This window comes from Streptomyces sp. adm13(2018) (genome assembly GCF_008042145.1).
Classification (GTDB): domain Bacteria; phylum Actinomycetota; class Actinomycetes; order Streptomycetales; family Streptomycetaceae; genus Streptomyces.
Map to the genome: position 1 here is coordinate 44,482 of NZ_RDBH01000097.1, position 17,995 is coordinate 62,476.

A 17,995-nucleotide genomic window follows, 5' to 3' on the forward strand; every position below is an offset into this window, starting at 1 on the left:
CCACACCCGCCGTTGGCAGCGGAGTCTTCGACCGAACCGCATTTTGTTAGGGGTTCTTAGTGATCCGTCCAGCTGAGCGGTCGATGAGCACGAGTTCGTGGAAGTGCTCGTGCACGCGCCCCCAGTCGTGAATGGCCTCATCTCCCAGCCTGCTCAGGTAGTAGATGCGGTCAGCCGCCGCCAAGCGGTCGAACACCTCCTGCTGTAGAACCGCCTCCACCGCGGCGGGTACGTCCCCGGACTGGTTCACCCACCCTCGCAGGACGTACGCACTCCTCTCCTGACTGACTGCTTCGTAGACGTCGGGGGTGCCCAGCCTCAGCCAATACGGGCCGTGCCTGGATCCCGCCGAAAGGACTCCGCCGCCCGCGTAGTCGTCCCGGAACTGTTCATGCCCGATGAGCGCCGCGAGCAGTTCCTGGGCTCCGCCTGACTCAGCTGGGATCCGCAGATGCCTGACGTCGACCCACCTGTATCCGTGTGACCTCGGATCTTGGAACTCGTAGTTCTGGAAACTGATGAAAGTACTGGCCTCGTGGGTGAGCTGGTTCTCCATGGCGCCACAGCTTAGGAAGCACCGCCGCGTCCTTGTGCAGGCCCCGCGTCGCGCACCCACGACCCGTCCGGTAGGTACAGCTCCCGGACGATCAGCACCCGCCCCCGCGGGGACGCGTAGCCCAGGAGCACCCCCACCTGGGCAGTTCTCAATTCGCCCCGCCGTGCCCGTGTACTGCCGCTGAACGCCCGCCGACCGGCTGCCCTTCTTCAGGAACCCCCTCTCGTCCAGGACCAGCACCGCCTCGGGCTCGCCCAGACGCTCGACCACGTAGGACAGCACCACATCACGGACCTCTTCAGCATCCCAGCGGGCGGCCCCCAGCAGCCGCCGTGTCGACCAGGGCGTCGCGGCACCGGCCTGTTCAGCCGGCTGCCGCCCGTTCTTGCGCGGCACGTCCGCCAGCAACCCCCTCACATAGACGACCGCCGTCGCCCGCGGCTCCGACCACTCAAAACATCCAGCGATCCGCGTCCCCAGACCCGCCGGCTCCGCACCCCGAAGCTCCACCTGATCCGAAGTCACCGCACGACGATCCATGCAGGCAGGGTGACCCGCGCGGCAAGTGCCGCCGCGGCACCAGGGAGACTCCGCATGGCTGACTGCTTTCCGTACCGAATCGCGACCAGGAGCGGGGACCTGACGCTGATCTGGCGGCCCGGGGAGGACGATGCCCCCGACGAGCTCGTCGTTGACGACCTCGGACGACTCCTTGCGTTCCACGACCGCAAGATGCTGCAGGAGTACTGCGATCGCGACGGCTGGGGGCTCGTCTGGGAGGGCGAAGCCACTTTCGATCTGGACGTCGTACGGCAGTGGGTCGAGCGCCCCGACCGTCGCTTGGTCACGGCAGGACTGCTGCTGGACGCATGGAACTTCCTCGAAGACCTCTCCCACAGCCTGAAGACCGGCCCGCCCCTCTCCTCCCAAGGACCGGTCCACGACAGCGCCTACGAGAAGATCTTCGGTGGCGAAGCTCTCGAACCGACCGCCGGCAAGGGAGCCTGGACGGAAGAGGAGACCGCGGCCGTGCGCGAACTCCTCCGCGCGGGGCTGGACCTATGGGATCAGGCCGTCCATGGTTTCGGATCCGGCTGATCGAACCTACGAGTCCTCCGCGCGCTCCCAGTTCCATCGGGCCACGACCTCGGAGACCGGCTACCCCCTCTGGGTCAGCAGGCCGGCGTCGATGACTTCGGCGATCAGGGTGGCGCCGCGGCTGTTCTGGTGGATGTGGTCGGTCGTCAGGACGAGGTTTCTGTGTCGTGAGATCGTGTCGAAGCTGCGGCGCAGCAGGGCGTGTTGGAGGAGCACGCCGAGGCCCGCTCGGGGGGGTGCGTCCTGGTACGGGATGGGTGAGGGATCTGCTCGGCGAAGCTCCGCCACCTGGCGTTCGTGGAGGGGGAGGTAGGTCACCTCATTCGCGGTGGCGGCTTCGGCGATCATGCGGCTGTACTGCTCCGATGCCCGCGCCGCCGGTCCGTCGAGTTGCTGGCCGAGGACCGGGAGCGACAGCAGACCGATCGTGGCGTCGGTCTCCGCCCGAAGTCGTTCGACGATGGTCCCCAGGCACTGCTGGAACCAGGCGGCTGACGGGCGTTCGGGGAGCCGCTTGCGCTGCATGGCCTTGTCCGTGCGGTAGCCGGGGAGACTTGCCCGGGCGTCGTTGGTGCCGATCAGTACCGTGATGACGTCGGGCGGGTCCGCGATGACGGCGTCGAGGCCTTGCAGGAGGTTGTGGGCGAAGTCGCCGTTGGCGCCATGACGGGCAAGCCGCAGCTCACCCGGTGGGTGGCGCCGTGCGAGGAGGTCCAGGTAGTCGACGCTGATCAGCGCACGGGTGAGGCTGTCACCGAGGCAGGCGATGCGCGTCGTCATGATGCTTCCGGTCCCGGCAGGACGCCGCGTTCGGTCGGAAGGGTGTCGGTGCGAGGGCGGTGATCGGTGCCGAGGCCGGCGGTGATGCTGAGGAGGGACGTCGGCCCGGTCATGTCGACCGCGTGCCACACGCCCGCCGGATTGATGGTGGCCTCGCCGGGCCCGAGCAGAACGCGGTCGAGCACCCCGTCCAGGTCGCGGCTGACCGTCACGGACCCGCTCAGGCAGACGACCAGTTCGTCACCCGCGGGGTGGCGTTCCCAGTGGTCGCCGGGGCCTTCCCCGTCGAAGATCATCACCATCCGGCCCTCGGCACCGTCCGCCGCCACCGCGGCGCTGTAGGCCTGGAGCGTCTCCGGGTCCCAGGCGAATCCCTCGACGAGTTTCGCCGTCGATCCCAGTCCGAGGTGCACGGGGGTGGTCCGCAGCGGGATCGCGTGGTGTTCGTTCACGAGTCTCATGCCGGTGATCGTCACACCGCGGCGACCGGGCGGTCTTGAAGGAATGGGAACAGACCGGCGCGACCACCGGTCGGTGGCTACCCGGTACCGTCGCGCGACAGGATGCCGGTCGGCGGCTGCCCGGCACCCAGGAGGACCTCGCCATGACGCCATGCCGTCGGCGTGCGCCCCGTGAACTCGTTCCAGTCCCGGACGAGGTGCGCCTGGTCCGCGTAGCCGGAGATCGTCGCCACCTCGGGCCACGGGAGCCGGTCCCGCGCCGTCGCCAGGTCGTGTGCGTACTCGAAGCGGAGCACGCGGGCGAAGACCTTCGGCGTCAGCCCCATCTCGCCACGGAACCGTTCGCTGAGGTGCCGGCGGCTCCAGCCCAGTTCCGCGGCGACCTCACCCACCTGGACGCGGCCTCGCGCGGCGACGAGGCGCCGCCAGGCCTCGGCCACCTCGGGGCGCATCCGGCGCACAGCGTCGCCGTCGTCGCCACGACCGACCGCGCGCAGGAGCACCTCGTCCAGGACGGCGAACCGCGCCGGCCACGTCGATGCCGCCCGGAGCCGGTCGGTCAGTTCGGCGCCCAGCGATCCGAGGAGCTCGTCCAGTGGCACCAGCCGGTGGGCGAGGTCGGCGGCGGGGATGCCGTAGATCGCCCGAGCGCCGAGGGGCGTCAGCGCCAGCTTCACACCGTGCTGGCGTCCGTCGTGGCGGATCGCGACCGACCGGCCCATCAGACCGCCGGCCACACTGCCGAATCGGGTGACAGGTGATCCGTCGCCCACGCCCGCCGCCATCTCCAAGGGATCGGACAGGCTGATCACCGCGGTGAGAAGGCGGCTCGGCGGGCCGCAGTGGACCCCTGTCGCGAGCCCGCGGAGGTCGAAACCGACGTACGAGTCGACGTACCGCCGTAGGGCGGGCGCCGGTCGTGCACCGATCCCGGTGACCATACGAGCTTCCTCCCTAGCCGGAGTGCGAGTCTGCGAGCCCGCCAGGATCATGGAACGGACCGCAGTGCTGCTGACCGATCCTGACCGATCCGACCCCGCGATGACCATGCAAGCCACGTCCTCGACCGGCCCCAGCATGCCACGGGGACGAGTCGGTGCGGAGGTGCTTCAATCGCCGCAGACTCCGGCGCGCTGCGGGGCGTCACGCGGGTCACCCAGGCCACACGACCCACACGCGTCACCGAGCCCGCGAGGAGGCAAGACCAGCCGCGACCTCCCTCGGCTGCGATACATAGGCCACAAGAAGGAGCAGTACTCCACACGCGGCGACCAGGATCCACCCCGGCCGGGACGCGTGTGCCAGCCCCGTCGGGCCAACGGCCGTGACCAGGCCGCCCGCGAGAGCGATGCCGATGGCGGAGCCGAGCTGCCGTGCGGTGGAGGTGATCGCCCCGGCCACCCCGGCACGGGCGGGTGGCAGTCCGTTGACCGCCGTGTTGGTGATCGGGGCGTTGGCGAAGCCGAATCCGATGCCGATGAACGCGTAGGCGGTCAGAAGCAGCAGCACGTTCGAATGCGGGGTGAGCCGGACCAGACAGAGCCCGCCGGCCGTGATGAACCCACCGGCAAGGAGCAGCGGCACTCGCGGCCCCGTGCGCCCGACCATGCGACCGGACCAGGGCGCGCAGACGGTCGCCCCGAGGGCCAGGGGCAAGGCGGCCACGCCGGCGGCCAGCGGCGTCCAGCCCCGGGTGTGCTGCAAGTAGAGAGTGTTCAGCAGCAGCGTCATGCTCAGGGCGACGAAGACCGCCACCGCACCGATGACGGCACCGCGGAAGACCGGGCGGCCGAACAGCCGGGGATCGATCAGCGGCTCAGGTCGGCGCGACTCGACCCACACGAACCCGGCTGTCGCCGCGGCAGCCCCCGCGTACCCCGCCCATGCCGCGGGCGACGTCCAGCCGATGCGCGGCCCTTCGATCAGCACCCCGACCACGACGGCGAGGACGACGGTCAGCAGAACCTGACCGGGCAGGTCGAGCCGCCGAACCCCCGGCGCCCGGGACTCCGGTACGAACACCGCGCTGAGCAGCAGAGCGGCCGCGATCACGGGCGCGTTGACCCAGAACAGTGCCCGCCAGTCGAGCCAGGCGAGCAACGCGCCGCCCGTGACGGGCCCGGCGGCCATGCTCAGCCCGAACACCGACGCCCAGATGCCGATGGCCTGCGCGCGCTCCTTCGGGTCCGGCATCGAGTTCACCACGATCGCGAGCGCCACGGGGCTGAGCATCGAGGCACCGACGCCCTGCAGGGCCCGGGCCGCGACGAGCACGCCCGCCGAGGGCGCGAGGGCACAGAGCAGTGAGGCGGCGCCGAACACGGCCAGCCCGCACTGGAACACCCGGCGGCGTCCGAAGCGATCCGCGAGCGCGCCGGAGGAGATCAGCAGACTGGCCAGGACGAGGGTGTAGGCGTCCACGATCCATTCGAGACCACGGGTGTCGACGCCCAGGCCGCTCCCGATGGCCGGCAGGCCCACGTTGACGATGGTGGTGTCCACACCCACCAGGAACATGCTCAGGCAGCAGACGGCCAGTACCGTCCAGCGTCTGCGCGCAACAAGCACGGGCTGAGCAGGATGTGTCGTCGCGGTCATGGCCCACCTCTGACGTCCGGAAACAATGTCCGGGCAAGGCTCGGACCGGGCGACCGCCGCAGCCCATCAGTTTTGCGAAGACTGCAAAATGGATCCATGAACACACGGTCCACGGACGCAGAGCTCGACCAGATCATCGACGGCATCGGACCCCGGCTGCGCCGACTGCGTCAGGATCGGGGACTCACCCTCGAAGCGCTGGCGGCCACGACCGGGATCTCGGTGAGCACGCTGTCCCGGGTCGAATCGGGCATACGCCGCCCCACCCTGGACCTGCTCATCCCGCTGGCACGAGCCCACCGCGTCGCCCTCGACCAACTGGTGGCCGCGCCGGCCAGTGGAGACCCTCGGGTACACCTCCGGCCCCTGCGCAAGGAGCGCGGCAGCATCCTCGTACCGCTGACGCAGTACCCGGGGCGAGTGCAGGTCTTCAAGCAGGTACTGGCGCCCCGCCGGCCGGAACTGGTCACCCACGAGGGGTACGAGTGGCTCTACGTCCTGGCCGGCCGGCTGCGCCTCATCCTCGGGGAGAAGGACTTCACGCTGGGGCCGGGCGAGGTGGCCGAGTTCGACACCACCGAGCCGCACTGGTTCGGCCCCGCCGACGCGAGCGCCGTCGAGATCCTGCACCTGTTCGGTCCCCGAGGAGACCAGGCCGTCGTCCGCGCCGGACCGTCCACCGGCGTCACCTCGACGACGGCTCCGAATCCCCTGTCGACCACGTCCTGATCTTTCAACACGCGGGAGTGTGTGCCGGGTTGAGTGGGTCACGGCGGGTTACGACCTGCGCCAAGGGTCGCCACGGCCCGGCCCGGCTTCGCCGCGTCGGGGAGCCACCCGATCCCCGTAGTGCGCGATGAGATCCGCCACCGTCGTCCGCTCATGCTGAAGCCCACCAGGACCGGTTGCCCCTCTGTCCCGGTGTACGCGTCGATCACCGCGACGGCCTGCTCGAACCATTGCCGCAGGCCGAACTCACAGAGTTCTCCGGCATGTTCTCCCTCGCCGCCCCCGACCGCGTACGTACCGTTCTCCCCGCCGCGGGCTTCACCCGCATCGCGATCGCGGAGACCCGGGCATACGGCACCTGGGGCAAGGACGCCACCGACGCGGCGGACTTCCTCCTGGCCTCCGGCCCGGGCCGCCACCTCATGGACAACGCCGACGAGCCCGCACGGGTCCGCGCCCGCGCCGCCCTCACCGACCACCTCCGTGCCCACGAGACGGACGACCGCACGGTTCGCCTGGTGAGCACGGCGTGGCTGGTGACGGCGGAGCGGCCCTAGAACTGCCGTCGCGTAGTTCCCTCGCATCCCGCGTGATGCGAGGGCTCGCCCATGCTGACTGCTCACTGCCTCCTGCTCACTCTCACTGCAACCCGCGCCGGCGCGACGGATCGCCGTCACGCGTCTGCGAGGTGCCAGCCCCATCATCCTCGCGTCTGCCCCGGACTCTGCAGAGAACGCATGGTAGGCGCCATACGGAAGTGAGTCGCGATCGATGTGGCCTGCGGGAATCCGTCCTTGACCGACGCGCCGCGGAGCCATAGTTTCGTGCGCACCGACTCGTGAGTACGGAAAGGGGGCGAGGGCGGATGTCGATCTTCTCCGACCTGAATCGCCTCGCTCACCGGGCCGCCTGGGTCCCGGGTCGGGTGGCGCACGGCTGCTGACGCGCCGCCGTTCCGGCGGGCCCGTCGTGGCGCCGTCGGTCCCTCCTTCTCCGACTTCCTTTGACTTCACCGTTTCCCGCGGCGTGTCGTCGTGTGCATCCGACGCGTGCCCGGGACGGTTCTCCCACTGCGCGCAGTCTCCCGCCGCGCACCGCGACAGAAGGCCAGACATCGTGACCCTTCCCCTGCCTACACCCCTGCACCGAAGCGAGGATCCGTCGTGACCGAGGCGCGGATCACCGTCAACGGGCGTCAGGCGTCGATCGCCCCGGCCCCGGCACACACCACGGTGCTCGACTTCCTCCGCGAGCGCGGCCTGACCGGCACCAAGGAGGGCTGCGCCGAGGGCGAGTGCGGTGCCTGCTCGGTCCTGGTGGCCCGGCCGGGCGTCCACAAGCCCACCGACTGGGTCGCGGTCAACGCCTGCCTCGTCCCGGTCGCGGCGCTCGACGGCCAGGAGGTCTCCCCGGCACCAGGGCCGGTCCCGGAACCCGCACCGGAGCCCGAACCCGCCCCCGTCGCCGTGCCGCCGGCACTCGTCGCTCACGCCCGGAAAGTCGCCGACGACTACCGCGCCCGTACCGGCTACCCGATCGACGCCGACACCCTGCGCTCCCGCCTCGGCGTCCCGCCCCTGATGGCCGCTGCCATCGCCGCCCAGCTCACCTGAAGGGAGACCTCGTCATGGCCCCACGCGACCACTTCCACTCCGTTATGCGGATCGGTCCGGTGCAGACCGGCACCCACCGCGACCGCCGCGGCCGCACCAAGCACGCCGCCGTGTGCACGGCCGACGGCTGCGGCTGGTCCGCCGAGTACTCCAGCTCCTCGGCCGCCCAGCTCGCCGCCCGCACCCATCGCTGCAAGCCTCGCTGACCTCGAAGGAGACCCGCCCCATGGACGTCCCGCTCTGGCTCGCCCTGGTCGTCGTCGGCGGCCTCGGCATCAAGCTCATCCGCCCGCCCTGGTGGCTCGTCGCCGTGATCCTCCTCGGCGGCTACCTCCTCGCCGACAGCGTCCTTGCTCCACTCATCGACAGCACGATCAACAAGTAGGGAGAACCGTCATGTTCCAGCCGCGCATCCCGGTCAACCCGCTTCCGACCGGCATCGTCACCCCGCTCGTCCAGCCGAACGTCAGCACCGACATCGCGCCCCAACACACCGCCGATGTAGCGCCCTGCAACCACCACCACGCCCCGGCCGCCCCTGCTCCGGTCCCGGCGCCGTCCTCGACCCTGCGTCTCACCCCCGCAGGCCTGGCCGTGGTCGTCGCCGGCGGCGCCGGAGCTGTCCTCGTCGTCGGCGCGGTCCTGGTCTCCATGTTCCTCGCCGTCGCCATCAGCGCCGCTTCGGTCGCCGTGTGCGCCGTCGTCCTGCACTCGCTCCTCAACGGCCAGCGGCGACAGCGCTAGTCGTCAAACTCGAAGCCCGATGCCTCTGCGGGGGCAATGATGCCGCGGACTGCCTCAGGGCTCGTGATGACGGATCCCAGGGCCGTCTTGAGTCGTTCGAGGTCGCTCGGGCTCCCGACCGCGCAGAACATGCCGGCCTCGCTGTCGAAGTCGAGGTCGTCGGCAATGTCCGGCCAGGCGAACTGCACGAGACCTTCCCAGAAGTACCCGTTCGGCTCGTGTCCGGCGGCAGCTACGGCTTCGTCGGCAGCCAAGCCGCCGGCGTTCAAGGTAAGCGAGTGCTCGCCGTCGAAGTCATGCAGGTTGATCGTCACGGCGTGATCCTCGCACCGCCCTCTGACAGAGCTGCCGATTCCTCGGACCGCCTCATCCAGTCCCTCCCTCTGCCGGTCCGGTGGGCCTCTCCAGTCACCGCACCAGTCGGCTTCCGGGCGGCTCAACCGCCAAGTCTCCGCCGCCCGGAAGCCCCCGCTCCTACCCAGCTCGCAGAACCAGAAGGAAGCACTCCATGATGACCGTCCCAGCCGCCTCGCCGGCGGGGTTCGACACCGCCACCCTGGGTGACATGCTCCGGGTGGCCGGGTCCCCCGACTTCGACCGCTGGAAGGAGCAGATACACCGAACCGGTGGCTGCTCCCACCCCATCCACCTCCAGGGCTGGACCCTCACCCGGGACAAGACCACCAGCGAGACCCTCCACCGCTACTCCACCGACGCCGAACCGGGTGCGCGGCTCCGGATCGCCTGCGGCAACCGCCGGGCCTCCCGCTGCCCCGCCTGCGCCTGGACCTACGCGGGCGACACGTACCACCTCATCCGCGCCGGCCTCGCCGGAGACAGCGCCCGGGACATCCCCGCCACCGTCCGCGAACACCCCCGCGTCTTCCTCACCCTCACCGCCCCGTCCTTCGGACCGGTCCACAACCGTCCCGGCACCCGGCCGTGCCGCTGCGGCGCCCGCCACGCCGAGGACGACGTCGCCCTCGGCACGCCGCTCGACTCTGAGTCGTACGACTACGCCGCGGCCGTCCTCTTCAACAACCACGCCGGGCAGCTCTGGCAGAGGTTCACGAATCGACTCCGCCGGGAGGTCGCCGCCACCGCCGGCCTCTCGCAGAGGGAGCTCAAGGCCGTCGCTCGGATCTCCTACGGGAAGGTCGCCGAGTTCCAGAAGCGCGGCGCCGTCCACTTCCACGCCGTCCTCCGCATCGACGGCCCGGACGGCCCCGACTCCCCGCCGCCGTCTTGGGCGACCACCGAACGCCTCACCGATGCCATCCGGGCCGCCGCCAGCCACGCGTACACGACTGTCACCGTCCCCGCCGCTGGCGACCAGCCGTTACGCCGCCTCCGCTGGGGCACCCAGATCGACATCCGGCCCGTGAAGGCGTTCGGCGACGGCTCCGACATCACCGAACAGGCTGTCGCCTCGTACATCGCCAAGTACTCCACCAAGGCCGCGGAGACCACCGGCAGCCTCGACCGTCGCGTCGGGAACGGTGAGGTCCTGGTCCTCCTCGGCATCCCCGACCACGCCCGCCGCCTCGTCGAAGCCTGCTTCGACCTCGACCCGCTCTATCCGGACCGGCGCCTCCTCGCATGGGCTCACATGCTCGGCTTCCGGGGCCACTTCTCCACCAAGTCCCGGCAGTACTCGACCACCCTGGGCGAGCTCCGCCAGACCCGAGCCGACTACCGCGCCGCCCAGGAGCGCACCGCCCGCGGCCTCGACGACGTCGAGCCGGACACCGTCTTCGTCCTCACCTCCTGGTCCTACGCCGGCCAGGGCCACTCCCCTGGTGAAGCCGCCCTCGCCGCCTCCATCGCCCGGGACATCCAGCTCAACCGCGAAACCGCCCGCGAAGCCCTACGCGACCAACTCGCCCTGGAAGGAGCAACCGCGTGACAGACCGACTGCTGACCGTTGGCCAGGCTGCCGAACTCCTCGGCACCACCGAGAGATTTCCGCGTCGGCTCATCGCCGAGCGCCGGATCGCCTTCGTCAAGGTGGGACGTCATGTCCGCATCCCTGAGCGGGCCTTGGAGGAATTCGTCGTCGCCCATACCGTCCAGCCGATCACCACTCGTCGCCGATTCGCGGCGGTGGCCTGATGGCGAACAGCAAGGGAAAGCGACGACGCTTCGGGGCCGTGCGCAAGCTGCCGTCAGGGCGGTTTCAGGCTCGCTACCAGGGGCCCGACGGGATCACGCGATCCGCGCCCGAGACGTTCGCCTCGCAGACCGATGCCGATCGGTGGCTCGTCCGCAAGGAAGCGGAGATCCTCGACGGCAAATGGAAGAGCCCGGACGACAAGGTTCTCTTCGGGGTGTACGCCGACGCCTGGTTCAAGGAACGCGACTACGCCGCGACCACCCGCGAACGCAACGGCAGTGCGCTGCGCCTCCACGTTCTGCCTACCTTCGCGGACGTGGTCCTGAGTGAGATCACCACGCCGCAGATCCGCCGCTGGCGCGCCGGCCTCCTGGAGTCCGGTGTCGGTGAGCCGACGGTCGCCAAGGCGTACCAGATCCTCCGCGCCATCATGAACACCGCGGTCGACGACGAGCTGATCCAGCGCAATCCCTGCCGCTTCAAGGGCGCCGGGGCAGCCAAGACGGCCGAGCGGCCGTTCCTCGACGTCACCGAGGTCTTCCAGCTCGCCGACGCCGTAACGGCGCGCTTCCGGACGTTCATCCTGCTGGCAGCCTTCACCGGCCTCCGCTTCGGGGAGCTCGCCGCGCTCCAGCGCCATGACATCGACCTCGACCGGCGAACTGTCGCCGTACGGCGTGCCCTGGCCGAGACCCGGACGGACGGCATCATGGTCAAGACGCCTAAGAGCGCGGCCGGTGTGCGGACCGTCGCCTTCCCGGCCTCGCTGGCGGAGAGCCTGGCCACTCATCTCGCCGTCTACGCCAAGCCCGGTCGGAGCGGGCTGGTCTTCACCGGAGCCCGCGGTGGGCAGCTGCGCCGGAACAACTTCCGCCGGCTGTGGCTGCGGGCCCTGAAGGACACCGGCCTCCGCGACGTCCACTTCCACGATCTGCGCCACACCGGGAACACCCTCGCCGCAACCGGCGGCGCCACGACGCGTGAGCTCATGCAGCGGATGGGGCACTCGTCGGTGCGGGCCGCGCTGATCTATCAGCACCTCGTGAACGGGCGTGACCAAGCCATCGCCGCCCACGTCGACGAGCAGATCAAGAAGGTCCGGCCGGGCGAGCCCGGCGACGCTGCTGGCACGTGACTGACGGCGCCCCTCAGTCGCCCTCCCGGCTGGGGAACGGACAAGGCCCAGGTTCCCGGTTCAGTACCGGTGAGCTGGGCCTTTGCCGTGCTACCTACTGGTGGGCGCGGGCGGTTTCGAGCCGCCGAAAAGTTCGCCTGGGCATGACGTCGGGCTCTTGTTCATAGTCAATGCCAGGTGCCCAACCCAGTGCGGAGGCACCCTTGTGACCGACCAAGTGCAGCGAAGTTGCTGTCAGAGACTGTCGTCAGGACCGTGGCAACAGCTGGCACCTAAGGGCTGTCCCGTAAGTGACCTTCGAGGCGTCTCGGGCATGGCGGGCCGCCCTGCGGCCCGCTCGCCTATCCGGCGAGGGCGAGGTTGTGCATCCGGGCGATGCCGAGCATGGCGTGGTGGACGCCGTCGCCCTTGAGACGGCAGCCGCGGAGGATCTTCCAGGTCTTCATACGGGCGAAGACGTGCTCGACCCGGGCCCGGACCTGCTTGTGGGACGTGTTGTGCTCCTCCTTCCAGTCCGGGAGTGCGGTCTGGCCGCGCTGCCGGCGGTGCGGGATGACGAGTCCGGTGCCCGGGTAGCCGCCGTCGGCGATCGTGACGGTGTTGCCAACGGCGGCCTTGGCGCCGGATTCCTCCCATGCCTTGCAGTCGTTGCGGTTCCCGGCGAGCGGCCCGCCGACCACGACGACCAGGCGGGTGTCGGCGTCGATGACGACCTGGTGGTTGGTGGAGTACCGGTAGTTCTTCGACCGCTCGGCGATGGCATGATCGCGGGTGGGCACGAGGGTGCCGTCCACGATCAGCACGGTGTCCTTCGCGAACCGCTTGCGAGGCTGGAGCGCGAGCATCGGCCCGAGGTGGTCGATGATCCGGTCCGCCGCCGACTTGGAAACCCCGAACAGAGGGGCGAGCTGCCGCATGGTGAGGTTCGTTCGCCAGTAGGCCGCGACCAGCAGGGCCCGGTCCTCCAGCGGAAGACTCCACGGCCGGCCCTTGCGGACCGCGTCCGCCCCCTCGCGCCGCAGCACCGTCACCAGCTTCCCGAACTGCCGCGGGCTCAGTCCGGTGAACGGGGCTATCCAGGACGGCTCCGACGCCGTGATCACACCAGCCACCGCATGATCGTTCCATGACGTCCGGCACAAGACCGAGAATGCGCATATGACTGAAGAACTGGTGAGGTTCCTTGAGGCACGGCTGGATGAGGAGGCCGACTTGGCCCGGCGCTGCGACGGTGACGGGTGCGGAGAGTGGTCTGCCCAAGGACACACGGTCGACTTCTGCCAGGTTGACCTCCCCGGGTTCCACCCCACGATTGCCCTGCATGTGGCACTTCACGACCCGGCCCGCGTTCTGCGTGAGGTCGAAGCCAAGCGGCGCATCCTGGCACGTCACGCCCTCGATCCCTGGCCGTGCCACGACTTGCGTGACCTTGCCTCGCCCTACACGGACCATCCTGACTTCCCCGCCCGGGCATGAGGCAGCGCGGCTGGCAGGCAGAGCGTCCGACGAGCCTGAACCGAGCCTCGCTTCCTGAAGATCACTTACGGGACAGCCCTTAGGGGCGAGCCCCTTGGGCGATGCATGCCTACCGGCAAGGAGCCCAGCCGCATACTGAGGAGCTAGCCTTCTCGGTTGGGTGGGGCTACTCAACTCACGATGCACCGTTGAGCAGATGGGATCGTCGACATGGCAAATCGACTAAGTCGCAGCGTGCGCAAAGTAAGTGAAGACCGAGCTGTGTTGGCTGCACTCATAGCAGCGCTGGGATCTTCTTTGGTGGCCGGGACGATGCCTGAGCTTCTCAAGCTCATCCCCGGAAAGACCACAACTCTCGCCGTCCTCCTTGGGGTTGGATTTATTATCCTCGCCGCAAGTTGGATTAGCCTTCACGGCCGTTCCGGGGTTGGGGTGGCAGTGTTCTTGAAGCCGACATCCACGTCGACATGGTCAGACTCCAGACTGTTGCGACATGCAGCTGAGACCAAAAGTCGACACACCAGCTTCTTCTACGTCAACGTGGACGAACTTCATTCCGGACTAACCGTAGACGAAAGAGCGGGGCTAACTCAACGTGTAATCGAAGCCAGACTAAAAGAAGAAGACTCAAAGGAATCCAGCCACATCTCCTTCTACCTGACATGCAGCCTGGGAAATGCTTACAGGCTTGCCCAGCAGACCTTTAACGGAACCCAGGGGGCCCAGTTGAGGGTTCTGGAGTTCAAAGAGATTTCAGTGCATCAGGTTTCAAATATGGGAAGCAATCATCCGTTGCCCCCTCTGGTTCTCGAAGGAACTCCGAGCGGCCCCCAAGCAACGCAATCCACATATCCACAACTCGCACAGATGATCCGATGCACACCTATCAGTCTGGCGACGTCCACGCAGGCAGTGAACCGGCATGCCCTAATTGTTAACCTGACGGGTAATTCCACGATGATCACTGAAGCCTCTGCGGCTGCATCGGGAACGGCGCCCGGTAGGTACGCAGTCGGCGCCACTGACGTGTGCGGCAGCGCCTTGGCGATCGAAAGCACGATCTCCCCCTTCCCTGACGACAGGGCGGCCTACAATGAACTCCTGAAGAAAATCACTCAGGATTGGTCTCTCTATCTTTCCACTCAATCGGCCAACCACAATTCGCCAGCCGAGGGACGCCTGTTCATTCAGGCCCCTAGTTCCCTTGCCTTCTCTTTGGGGGCATTGCTGCCGCCATCGACGAGAGTTGTCGATTACATCTGACCCGATAGTCGCGAATCGAGAAGCCAGTATGCCTTTTGCAATAATCGACGGGGACGATATCGGAAACAAGGTTGAATCATTCATTCTCGCCAATGATGTTGCAAACTTCATCGAATCTTCGAGGCGGATTAATTTTGAACTCGAAGGTCTAGCCACTCGCATGAAGGAGCTGCCGGGTGTATCTCTTGTGCATGCGGGAGGTGACAGTCTCTTGATCGAGATGGAGGATGAAGCCGTAGGGCTTGTGGTAGAGGTTGTGAATATGGAGCAGAAGCCAGGCTCTTTGACGTTTTCCGCTGGTATCGGAAGTACACTGCGTCGAAGTTTCATGGCTCTCAGGATGGCTAAATCATCCGGGAAGTGTCGAGTTGTCAGGTTCGAAGAAGAAAGGGAGTAGCCATCCGTTCCCTTCCAGTCCCGCCTGCTGTCGACTCGAACGCCGCAAAAGTACCGCGTTTGCTCGGCTTATCTAGACCAACGACATAGGGATGCCTACGCCTCACCGGCTGGCGCTCACGTAGGACCTTCCCGTCCTAAATTCGGAGCACGCCCCCGGGCCGGAAGCGCCGTCTTGCACCCGCCGGCGTACCTGCCTCAGCTGTGTTGTGGTTCATCACCTATCAACCCCAGCCGTCAGGTACACGGCTGGTGGCATGGCTGGAGTGGGGTGGAGGGCAGATGCGCAAGGCATGGGCAACGGGTCATGCATCGCACGGCAGGCGCCTTGGTGAACAGGAGCGTGACCGCGCCATCGCCGCCCATGTCAACGAGCAGATCAGGAAGGTCCGGCCGGGCGAGTCCGGCGACGCATCTGGCACGTAACTGGCACGGCGCCCCTCCGCCGCTTCCCCACCCAAAGAACGATGAAGGCCCAGGCTTCCGGCGCGATACCGGTGACCTGGGCCTTCGTCGTTCAACCTGCTGGTGGGCGCGGACGGTTTCGAACCGCCGACATCTGCTTTGTAAGAGCAGCGCTCTACCCCTGAGCTACGCACCCGTGGAAGAGGCAACAGCCTACATGGCGGACCCGTGGGTGCTGCAAACCGATACCCGGACGGACCGGGGGGGGTAGCCCCACCCCCGCACGGTGGGTCGCCGGATCGTGGCGAGGGGGCCGGGGGTTCTACGGTCGTCGGACTGTCCTTCCTTTCTCTCTGCCGGTTGCTGTGGGGGTTCCCGTCATGGGTGTTGTTCGTCGTCCGTCGCGGGTCCTGGGCGCCTCCGGTGGGGTGCTCCTCGGCGTTCTCGTCCTCGCCGGGTGCGGTTCGGCCGATGTCGGGGACGCGGCCGTCGAGCGGAAGTCCTTCGCTCTCGGCGGTGGCGCTCTCACCGTCGACTCCGACGACTCCGAGCTCGTGATCACCCCCGCCGACATCGACGACGTGCGCGTCGAGCGGCAGGTCGACGGGTGGGTGTTCATGGGGTCCGGGCCCGATCCCGAGTGGAAGCTCGTCGACGGGAGGCTGACCCTGCGCGTCGGCTGCCACGGGGTCGGCTCCGACTGCGACGCCGTCCACCGCATCCAGGTCCCCCGCGACATCGCCGTCACCGTCGAGAACGACAACGGCCGCGTCACCGCCGAGGGCTTCGCCACCCCCATGAAGGTGCGCTCCGACAACGGGGACGTCCGTGTGCGCGAGGCCGGCGGCGCCCTCGACCTCGGCACCGACAACGGCGACGTCACCGTCGAGGCCGGGACCACCGCCCCCGAGGTCGTCGCCCGGTCCGACAACGGCGATGTCCGCATCGCCCTCGGCACCGCCCCCCGCCGCGTCGACCTCTTCACCGACAACGGCGACGTCCACCTCTCCGTCCCCACCGCCGAGTACGCCGTGACCGGCGCCAGCGACAACGGCGACGTCCGCATCGACGTCCCCCGCCGCGACACGAGCGAGCGTTCCCTCGCCGTCCGCAGCGACAACGGCGACATCTCCGTCCGCACGGCGAACTGACCGGCCCGTGTGTTCGTCCTTACCGGGTGGGAGAATGAACCGGACCGGGCACGGCGGACACAGCACGGGAGAGGTACGTGGCGAGCGACGCGAGGGGGGCGAGCGACGTCCGGCGTCGTGACGCGCCGAACCGGGGGCAGATCCGATCGGCAGCCGACCCCGGGCCAGGGATCTCCGGGCTCCGGCTCGCGCTCGCCCTACCGCTGCTCCTCGGCGCCCTGCTCCCGTACGCCTTCGCCGGCGGCGGCACCCGTCGCTGGTTCGGCGGCCGTGGCGAGAGCCAGCGCGCCGAGGCCCAGGCCGCCAAGGACGCCGCCGCGGCCGCCTTCTACGAGCTCGACACCGCCCAGCGCGGGCTCCGCATCTCCATCGAGACCATCACCGCCGTCGACAGCTCCGCCGAGACCCGCCGCGCCGTCGAGGGCTTCGAGGCCCTCGGCCGCCGCATCGACGAGGTCAGCCACGGCTACATCAGCGCCGTCGACGCCCACGACCTCGACCGCGACGAGCTCGACGCCGCGACCGCCACCCAGGCCCGAGCCCAGCTGACCCGCGCCAAGGAGGAGCTCGACCGCGTCAAGGGCGAGCTCGACCGGTTCGAGGCCGGCCTCGAACCGCTCCTGGGCCGGGCCGAGGTACAGCTCGCCCGCCTCGCCCCCGCCGTCGAGCGGGCCCGGCAGGCGCTGCGCGGCGCGAGCGACGCCCTCGACTCCGTACGCGCGAGCGGGCTGCGCGCCGACGACCTCGCCGCCCGGCTCGCCGCCCTCGGGCCCGACCTCACCCGGCTCAACGAGGGCGCCGGCCGGCACGGCGTCCCCGAGACCCTCCAGCGCGCCGACAAGGTGCTGCGCGACGCGGAGGCCGTACGCGCCGAGGCCGAGCGGCTGCCTGAGCGGGCCGCCGAGATCGACCGGCGCCTCGTCTCCCTCCGGACCCGCACCGAGGCCCTCACCACCCGCACCGGCGGCGTCGAACCCGTCCTCTCCGAGCTGCGCCGACGCTTCACCGCCCCCTGCTGGCAGGACCTCCAGCACGTGCCCGAGCAAGCCGCCGACACGCTCCGGCAGGCCGGGGAGCGGCTCGCCGAGGCCACGCAGGCGCGGGCCGAGCAGCGCTGGCCGGACGCGACCTCGCTGCTCTCCACCGTCCGAGCGCTGCTCGACTCCACCGACGAGGCCGTCTCCGCCGCCGGCGACCGGCTGCGGCGGCTGGAGGCCGTCGCCAAGGACCCCACGGCGGAGATCGACCGCGCCCGCTTCGCCGTCCGCGACGCCCAGCGCCTCGCCATGGCCGGGCGCAGCACTCCCGACCCGCGCCACGCCCGCCCGCTCGACGAGGCCGTCGCCCGCATCGACCGCGCGGTCGCCGGCCTGGAGGGCCGCCACCCCGACTACTGGCGCTTCCTGACCGAGCTGGAGGGCGTACGGAACACCGCCGCGCACGTCGTCGGGCAGATCCGCGAGGACCGGGGCGGGGG

General features: G+C 69.0%; 22 protein-coding genes, 1 tRNA gene and 1 pseudogene. 15 read left to right on the forward strand and 9 right to left on the reverse strand.

The window, feature by feature from the left end:
• Positions 1-46: 46 nt before the first annotated feature.
• Both EAO70_RS08830 and EAO70_RS08835 read right to left on the reverse strand, forming a co-directional pair.
• Positions 47-556: a hypothetical protein gene (locus tag EAO70_RS08830; RefSeq protein ID WP_148002446.1), complete on the reverse strand. Its 510-nt coding sequence runs from the start codon at positions 554-556 to the stop codon at positions 47-49.
• A gap of 47 nt (positions 557-603) precedes the next feature.
• Positions 604-1,096: pseudogene (locus EAO70_RS08835) on the reverse strand (transposase); the annotation flags it as partial.
• 54 nt (positions 1,097-1,150) lie between these two features.
• Here EAO70_RS08835 and EAO70_RS08840 point away from each other — a divergent pair.
• Complete coding sequence (locus EAO70_RS08840) at positions 1,151-1,654, forward strand: hypothetical protein (protein ID WP_148002447.1); 504 nt, start codon at positions 1,151-1,153, stop codon at positions 1,652-1,654.
• 60 nt (positions 1,655-1,714) lie between these two features.
• Here the strand turns inward: EAO70_RS08840 and EAO70_RS08845 are convergent, their stop codons facing one another.
• From EAO70_RS08845 to EAO70_RS08860, 4 genes are all read right to left on the reverse strand, one after another.
• Complete coding sequence (locus EAO70_RS08845; RefSeq protein WP_148002448.1) at positions 1,715-2,434, reverse strand: SGNH/GDSL hydrolase family protein; 720 nt, start codon at positions 2,432-2,434, stop codon at positions 1,715-1,717.
• Positions 2,431-2,895, reverse strand: coding sequence for a cupin domain-containing protein (locus tag EAO70_RS08850; protein WP_148002449.1), 465 nt, complete (start codon positions 2,893-2,895; stop codon positions 2,431-2,433). Before EAO70_RS08850 ends, EAO70_RS08845 begins: the two co-directional genes overlap by 4 nt.
• A gap of 77 nt (positions 2,896-2,972) precedes the next feature.
• Entirely contained in the window at positions 2,973-3,836 is an 864-nt protein-coding gene (locus tag EAO70_RS08855) for a helix-turn-helix domain-containing protein (RefSeq protein ID WP_148002450.1), read from the reverse strand.
• Positions 3,837-4,074: 238 nt separating this feature from the next.
• Positions 4,075-5,493 carry an MFS transporter gene (locus EAO70_RS08860; RefSeq protein WP_148002451.1) on the reverse strand — a complete coding sequence of 473 codons (1,419 nt, stop codon included), beginning with the start codon at positions 5,491-5,493 and terminating at the stop codon, positions 4,075-4,077.
• A 96-nt stretch (positions 5,494-5,589) separates the two neighbouring features.
• Here EAO70_RS08860 and EAO70_RS08865 point away from each other — a divergent pair, with 96 nt between their 5' ends.
• The 6 genes from EAO70_RS08865 to EAO70_RS08890 all read left to right on the forward strand — a co-directional run bounded on the left by EAO70_RS08865 (position 5,590) and on the right by EAO70_RS08890 (position 8,579).
• Positions 5,590-6,222 (forward strand): helix-turn-helix domain-containing protein, encoded by a 633-nt coding sequence (locus tag EAO70_RS08865; protein ID WP_148002452.1) that lies wholly within the window; start codon positions 5,590-5,592, stop codon positions 6,220-6,222.
• 176 nt (positions 6,223-6,398) lie between these two features.
• Positions 6,399-6,779 (forward strand): hypothetical protein, encoded by a 381-nt coding sequence (locus EAO70_RS37765; RefSeq protein WP_187283802.1) that lies wholly within the window; start codon positions 6,399-6,401, stop codon positions 6,777-6,779.
• A gap of 606 nt (positions 6,780-7,385) precedes the next feature.
• Positions 7,386-7,835 (forward strand): 2Fe-2S iron-sulfur cluster-binding protein, encoded by a 450-nt coding sequence (locus tag EAO70_RS40275; RefSeq protein WP_148002453.1) that lies wholly within the window; start codon positions 7,386-7,388, stop codon positions 7,833-7,835.
• 14 nt (positions 7,836-7,849) lie between these two features.
• Positions 7,850-8,041, forward strand: a complete 192-nt coding sequence (locus EAO70_RS08880) for a mobile element transfer protein (protein WP_148002454.1) — start codon at positions 7,850-7,852, stop codon at positions 8,039-8,041.
• 20 nt (positions 8,042-8,061) lie between these two features.
• On the forward strand, positions 8,062-8,220 hold the full coding sequence (locus EAO70_RS08885; protein WP_148002455.1) for a hypothetical protein: 159 nt from the start codon (positions 8,062-8,064) through the stop codon (positions 8,218-8,220).
• Positions 8,221-8,231: 11 nt separating this feature from the next.
• The gene (locus EAO70_RS08890) at positions 8,232-8,579 is read left to right on the forward strand and encodes a SpdD-like protein (RefSeq protein WP_148002456.1); all 348 of its coding nucleotides are present in this window, start codon (positions 8,232-8,234) and stop codon (positions 8,577-8,579) included.
• On the opposite strand, the gene EAO70_RS08895 is transcribed toward EAO70_RS08890, so the two are convergent.
• Positions 8,576-8,893 carry an Imm51 family immunity protein gene (locus EAO70_RS08895; RefSeq protein WP_148002457.1) on the reverse strand — a complete coding sequence of 106 codons (318 nt, stop codon included), beginning with the start codon at positions 8,891-8,893 and terminating at the stop codon, positions 8,576-8,578. The genes EAO70_RS08890 and EAO70_RS08895 overlap by 4 nt on opposite strands.
• 194 nt (positions 8,894-9,087) lie before the next feature.
• Here EAO70_RS08895 and repSA point away from each other — a divergent pair, with 194 nt between their 5' ends.
• Genes repSA through EAO70_RS08910 form a run of 3 tightly spaced genes read left to right on the forward strand, consistent with a single transcriptional unit; the run spans position 9,088 to position 11,827 of the window.
• Positions 9,088-10,485 (forward strand): replication initiator protein RepSA, encoded by a 1,398-nt coding sequence (gene repSA, locus EAO70_RS08900; RefSeq protein ID WP_148002458.1) that lies wholly within the window; start codon positions 9,088-9,090, stop codon positions 10,483-10,485.
• Positions 10,482-10,691, forward strand: a complete 210-nt coding sequence (locus tag EAO70_RS08905) for an excisionase family DNA-binding protein (RefSeq protein ID WP_148002459.1) — start codon at positions 10,482-10,484, stop codon at positions 10,689-10,691. Before repSA ends, EAO70_RS08905 begins: the two co-directional genes overlap by 4 nt.
• Positions 10,691-11,827 (forward strand): tyrosine-type recombinase/integrase, encoded by a 1,137-nt coding sequence (locus EAO70_RS08910; protein WP_148002460.1) that lies wholly within the window; start codon positions 10,691-10,693, stop codon positions 11,825-11,827. Before EAO70_RS08905 ends, EAO70_RS08910 begins: the two co-directional genes overlap by 1 nt.
• Positions 11,828-12,168: 341 nt before the next feature.
• On the opposite strand, the gene EAO70_RS08915 is transcribed toward EAO70_RS08910, so the two are convergent.
• Positions 12,169-12,939, reverse strand: a complete 771-nt coding sequence (locus EAO70_RS08915) for a transposase (RefSeq protein WP_148002461.1) — start codon at positions 12,937-12,939, stop codon at positions 12,169-12,171.
• A 46-nt stretch (positions 12,940-12,985) separates the two neighbouring features.
• Between EAO70_RS08915 and EAO70_RS08920 the strand changes: the two genes are divergently transcribed.
• The 3 genes from EAO70_RS08920 (at position 12,986) to EAO70_RS08930 (ending at position 14,963) form a co-directional block, all read left to right on the forward strand.
• On the forward strand, positions 12,986-13,303 hold the full coding sequence (locus EAO70_RS08920; RefSeq protein ID WP_148002462.1) for a DUF6221 family protein: 318 nt from the start codon (positions 12,986-12,988) through the stop codon (positions 13,301-13,303).
• 210 nt (positions 13,304-13,513) lie between these two features.
• Positions 13,514-14,566 (forward strand): hypothetical protein, encoded by a 1,053-nt coding sequence (locus EAO70_RS08925; RefSeq protein WP_148002463.1) that lies wholly within the window; start codon positions 13,514-13,516, stop codon positions 14,564-14,566.
• A 28-nt stretch (positions 14,567-14,594) separates the two neighbouring features.
• Complete coding sequence (locus tag EAO70_RS08930) at positions 14,595-14,963, forward strand: mCpol domain-containing protein (protein WP_148002464.1); 369 nt, start codon at positions 14,595-14,597, stop codon at positions 14,961-14,963.
• A 525-nt stretch (positions 14,964-15,488) separates the two neighbouring features.
• Here EAO70_RS08930 and EAO70_RS08935 read toward each other — a convergent pair.
• Positions 15,489-15,563 (reverse strand) — tRNA-Val (locus tag EAO70_RS08935).
• 184 nt (positions 15,564-15,747) lie between these two features.
• Between EAO70_RS08935 and EAO70_RS08940 the strand changes: the two genes are divergently transcribed.
• Both EAO70_RS08940 and EAO70_RS08945 read left to right on the forward strand, forming a co-directional pair.
• Positions 15,748-16,518 carry a DUF4097 family beta strand repeat-containing protein gene (locus EAO70_RS08940; protein ID WP_148002465.1) on the forward strand — a complete coding sequence of 257 codons (771 nt, stop codon included), beginning with the start codon at positions 15,748-15,750 and terminating at the stop codon, positions 16,516-16,518.
• A gap of 170 nt (positions 16,519-16,688) precedes the next feature.
• On the forward strand, positions 16,689-17,995 hold a 1,307-nt coding region (locus tag EAO70_RS08945), incomplete at its 3' end, for a hypothetical protein (protein ID WP_148002473.1).

Excerpts from the sequence above, each read along its gene's own strand:
- EAO70_RS08830 (WP_148002446.1), bottom strand. The coding sequence starts at position 556 with ATGGAGAACCAGCTCACCCACGAGGCCAGTACTTTCATCAGTTTCCAG.
- EAO70_RS08840 (WP_148002447.1), top strand. The coding sequence starts at position 1,151 with ATGGCTGACTGCTTTCCGTACCGAATCGCGACCAGGAGCGGGGACCTG.
- EAO70_RS08845 (WP_148002448.1), bottom strand. The coding sequence starts at position 2,434 with ATGACGACGCGCATCGCCTGCCTCGGTGACAGCCTCACCCGTGCGCTG.
- EAO70_RS08850 (WP_148002449.1), bottom strand. The coding sequence starts at position 2,895 with ATGAGACTCGTGAACGAACACCACGCGATCCCGCTGCGGACCACCCCC.
- EAO70_RS08855 (WP_148002450.1), bottom strand. The coding sequence starts at position 3,836 with ATGGTCACCGGGATCGGTGCACGACCGGCGCCCGCCCTACGGCGGTAC.
- EAO70_RS08860 (WP_148002451.1), bottom strand. The coding sequence starts at position 5,493 with ATGACCGCGACGACACATCCTGCTCAGCCCGTGCTTGTTGCGCGCAGA.
- EAO70_RS08865 (WP_148002452.1), top strand. The coding sequence starts at position 5,590 with ATGAACACACGGTCCACGGACGCAGAGCTCGACCAGATCATCGACGGC.
- EAO70_RS08880 (WP_148002454.1), top strand. The coding sequence starts at position 7,850 with ATGGCCCCACGCGACCACTTCCACTCCGTTATGCGGATCGGTCCGGTG.
- EAO70_RS08885 (WP_148002455.1), top strand. The coding sequence starts at position 8,062 with ATGGACGTCCCGCTCTGGCTCGCCCTGGTCGTCGTCGGCGGCCTCGGC.
- EAO70_RS08890 (WP_148002456.1), top strand. The coding sequence starts at position 8,232 with ATGTTCCAGCCGCGCATCCCGGTCAACCCGCTTCCGACCGGCATCGTC.
- repSA (WP_148002458.1), top strand. The coding sequence starts at position 9,088 with ATGATGACCGTCCCAGCCGCCTCGCCGGCGGGGTTCGACACCGCCACC.
- EAO70_RS08910 (WP_148002460.1), top strand. The coding sequence starts at position 10,691 with ATGGCGAACAGCAAGGGAAAGCGACGACGCTTCGGGGCCGTGCGCAAG.
- EAO70_RS08920 (WP_148002462.1), top strand. The coding sequence starts at position 12,986 with ATGACTGAAGAACTGGTGAGGTTCCTTGAGGCACGGCTGGATGAGGAG.
- EAO70_RS08925 (WP_148002463.1), top strand. The coding sequence starts at position 13,514 with ATGGCAAATCGACTAAGTCGCAGCGTGCGCAAAGTAAGTGAAGACCGA.
- EAO70_RS08930 (WP_148002464.1), top strand. The coding sequence starts at position 14,595 with ATGCCTTTTGCAATAATCGACGGGGACGATATCGGAAACAAGGTTGAA.
- EAO70_RS08940 (WP_148002465.1), top strand. The coding sequence starts at position 15,748 with ATGGGTGTTGTTCGTCGTCCGTCGCGGGTCCTGGGCGCCTCCGGTGGG.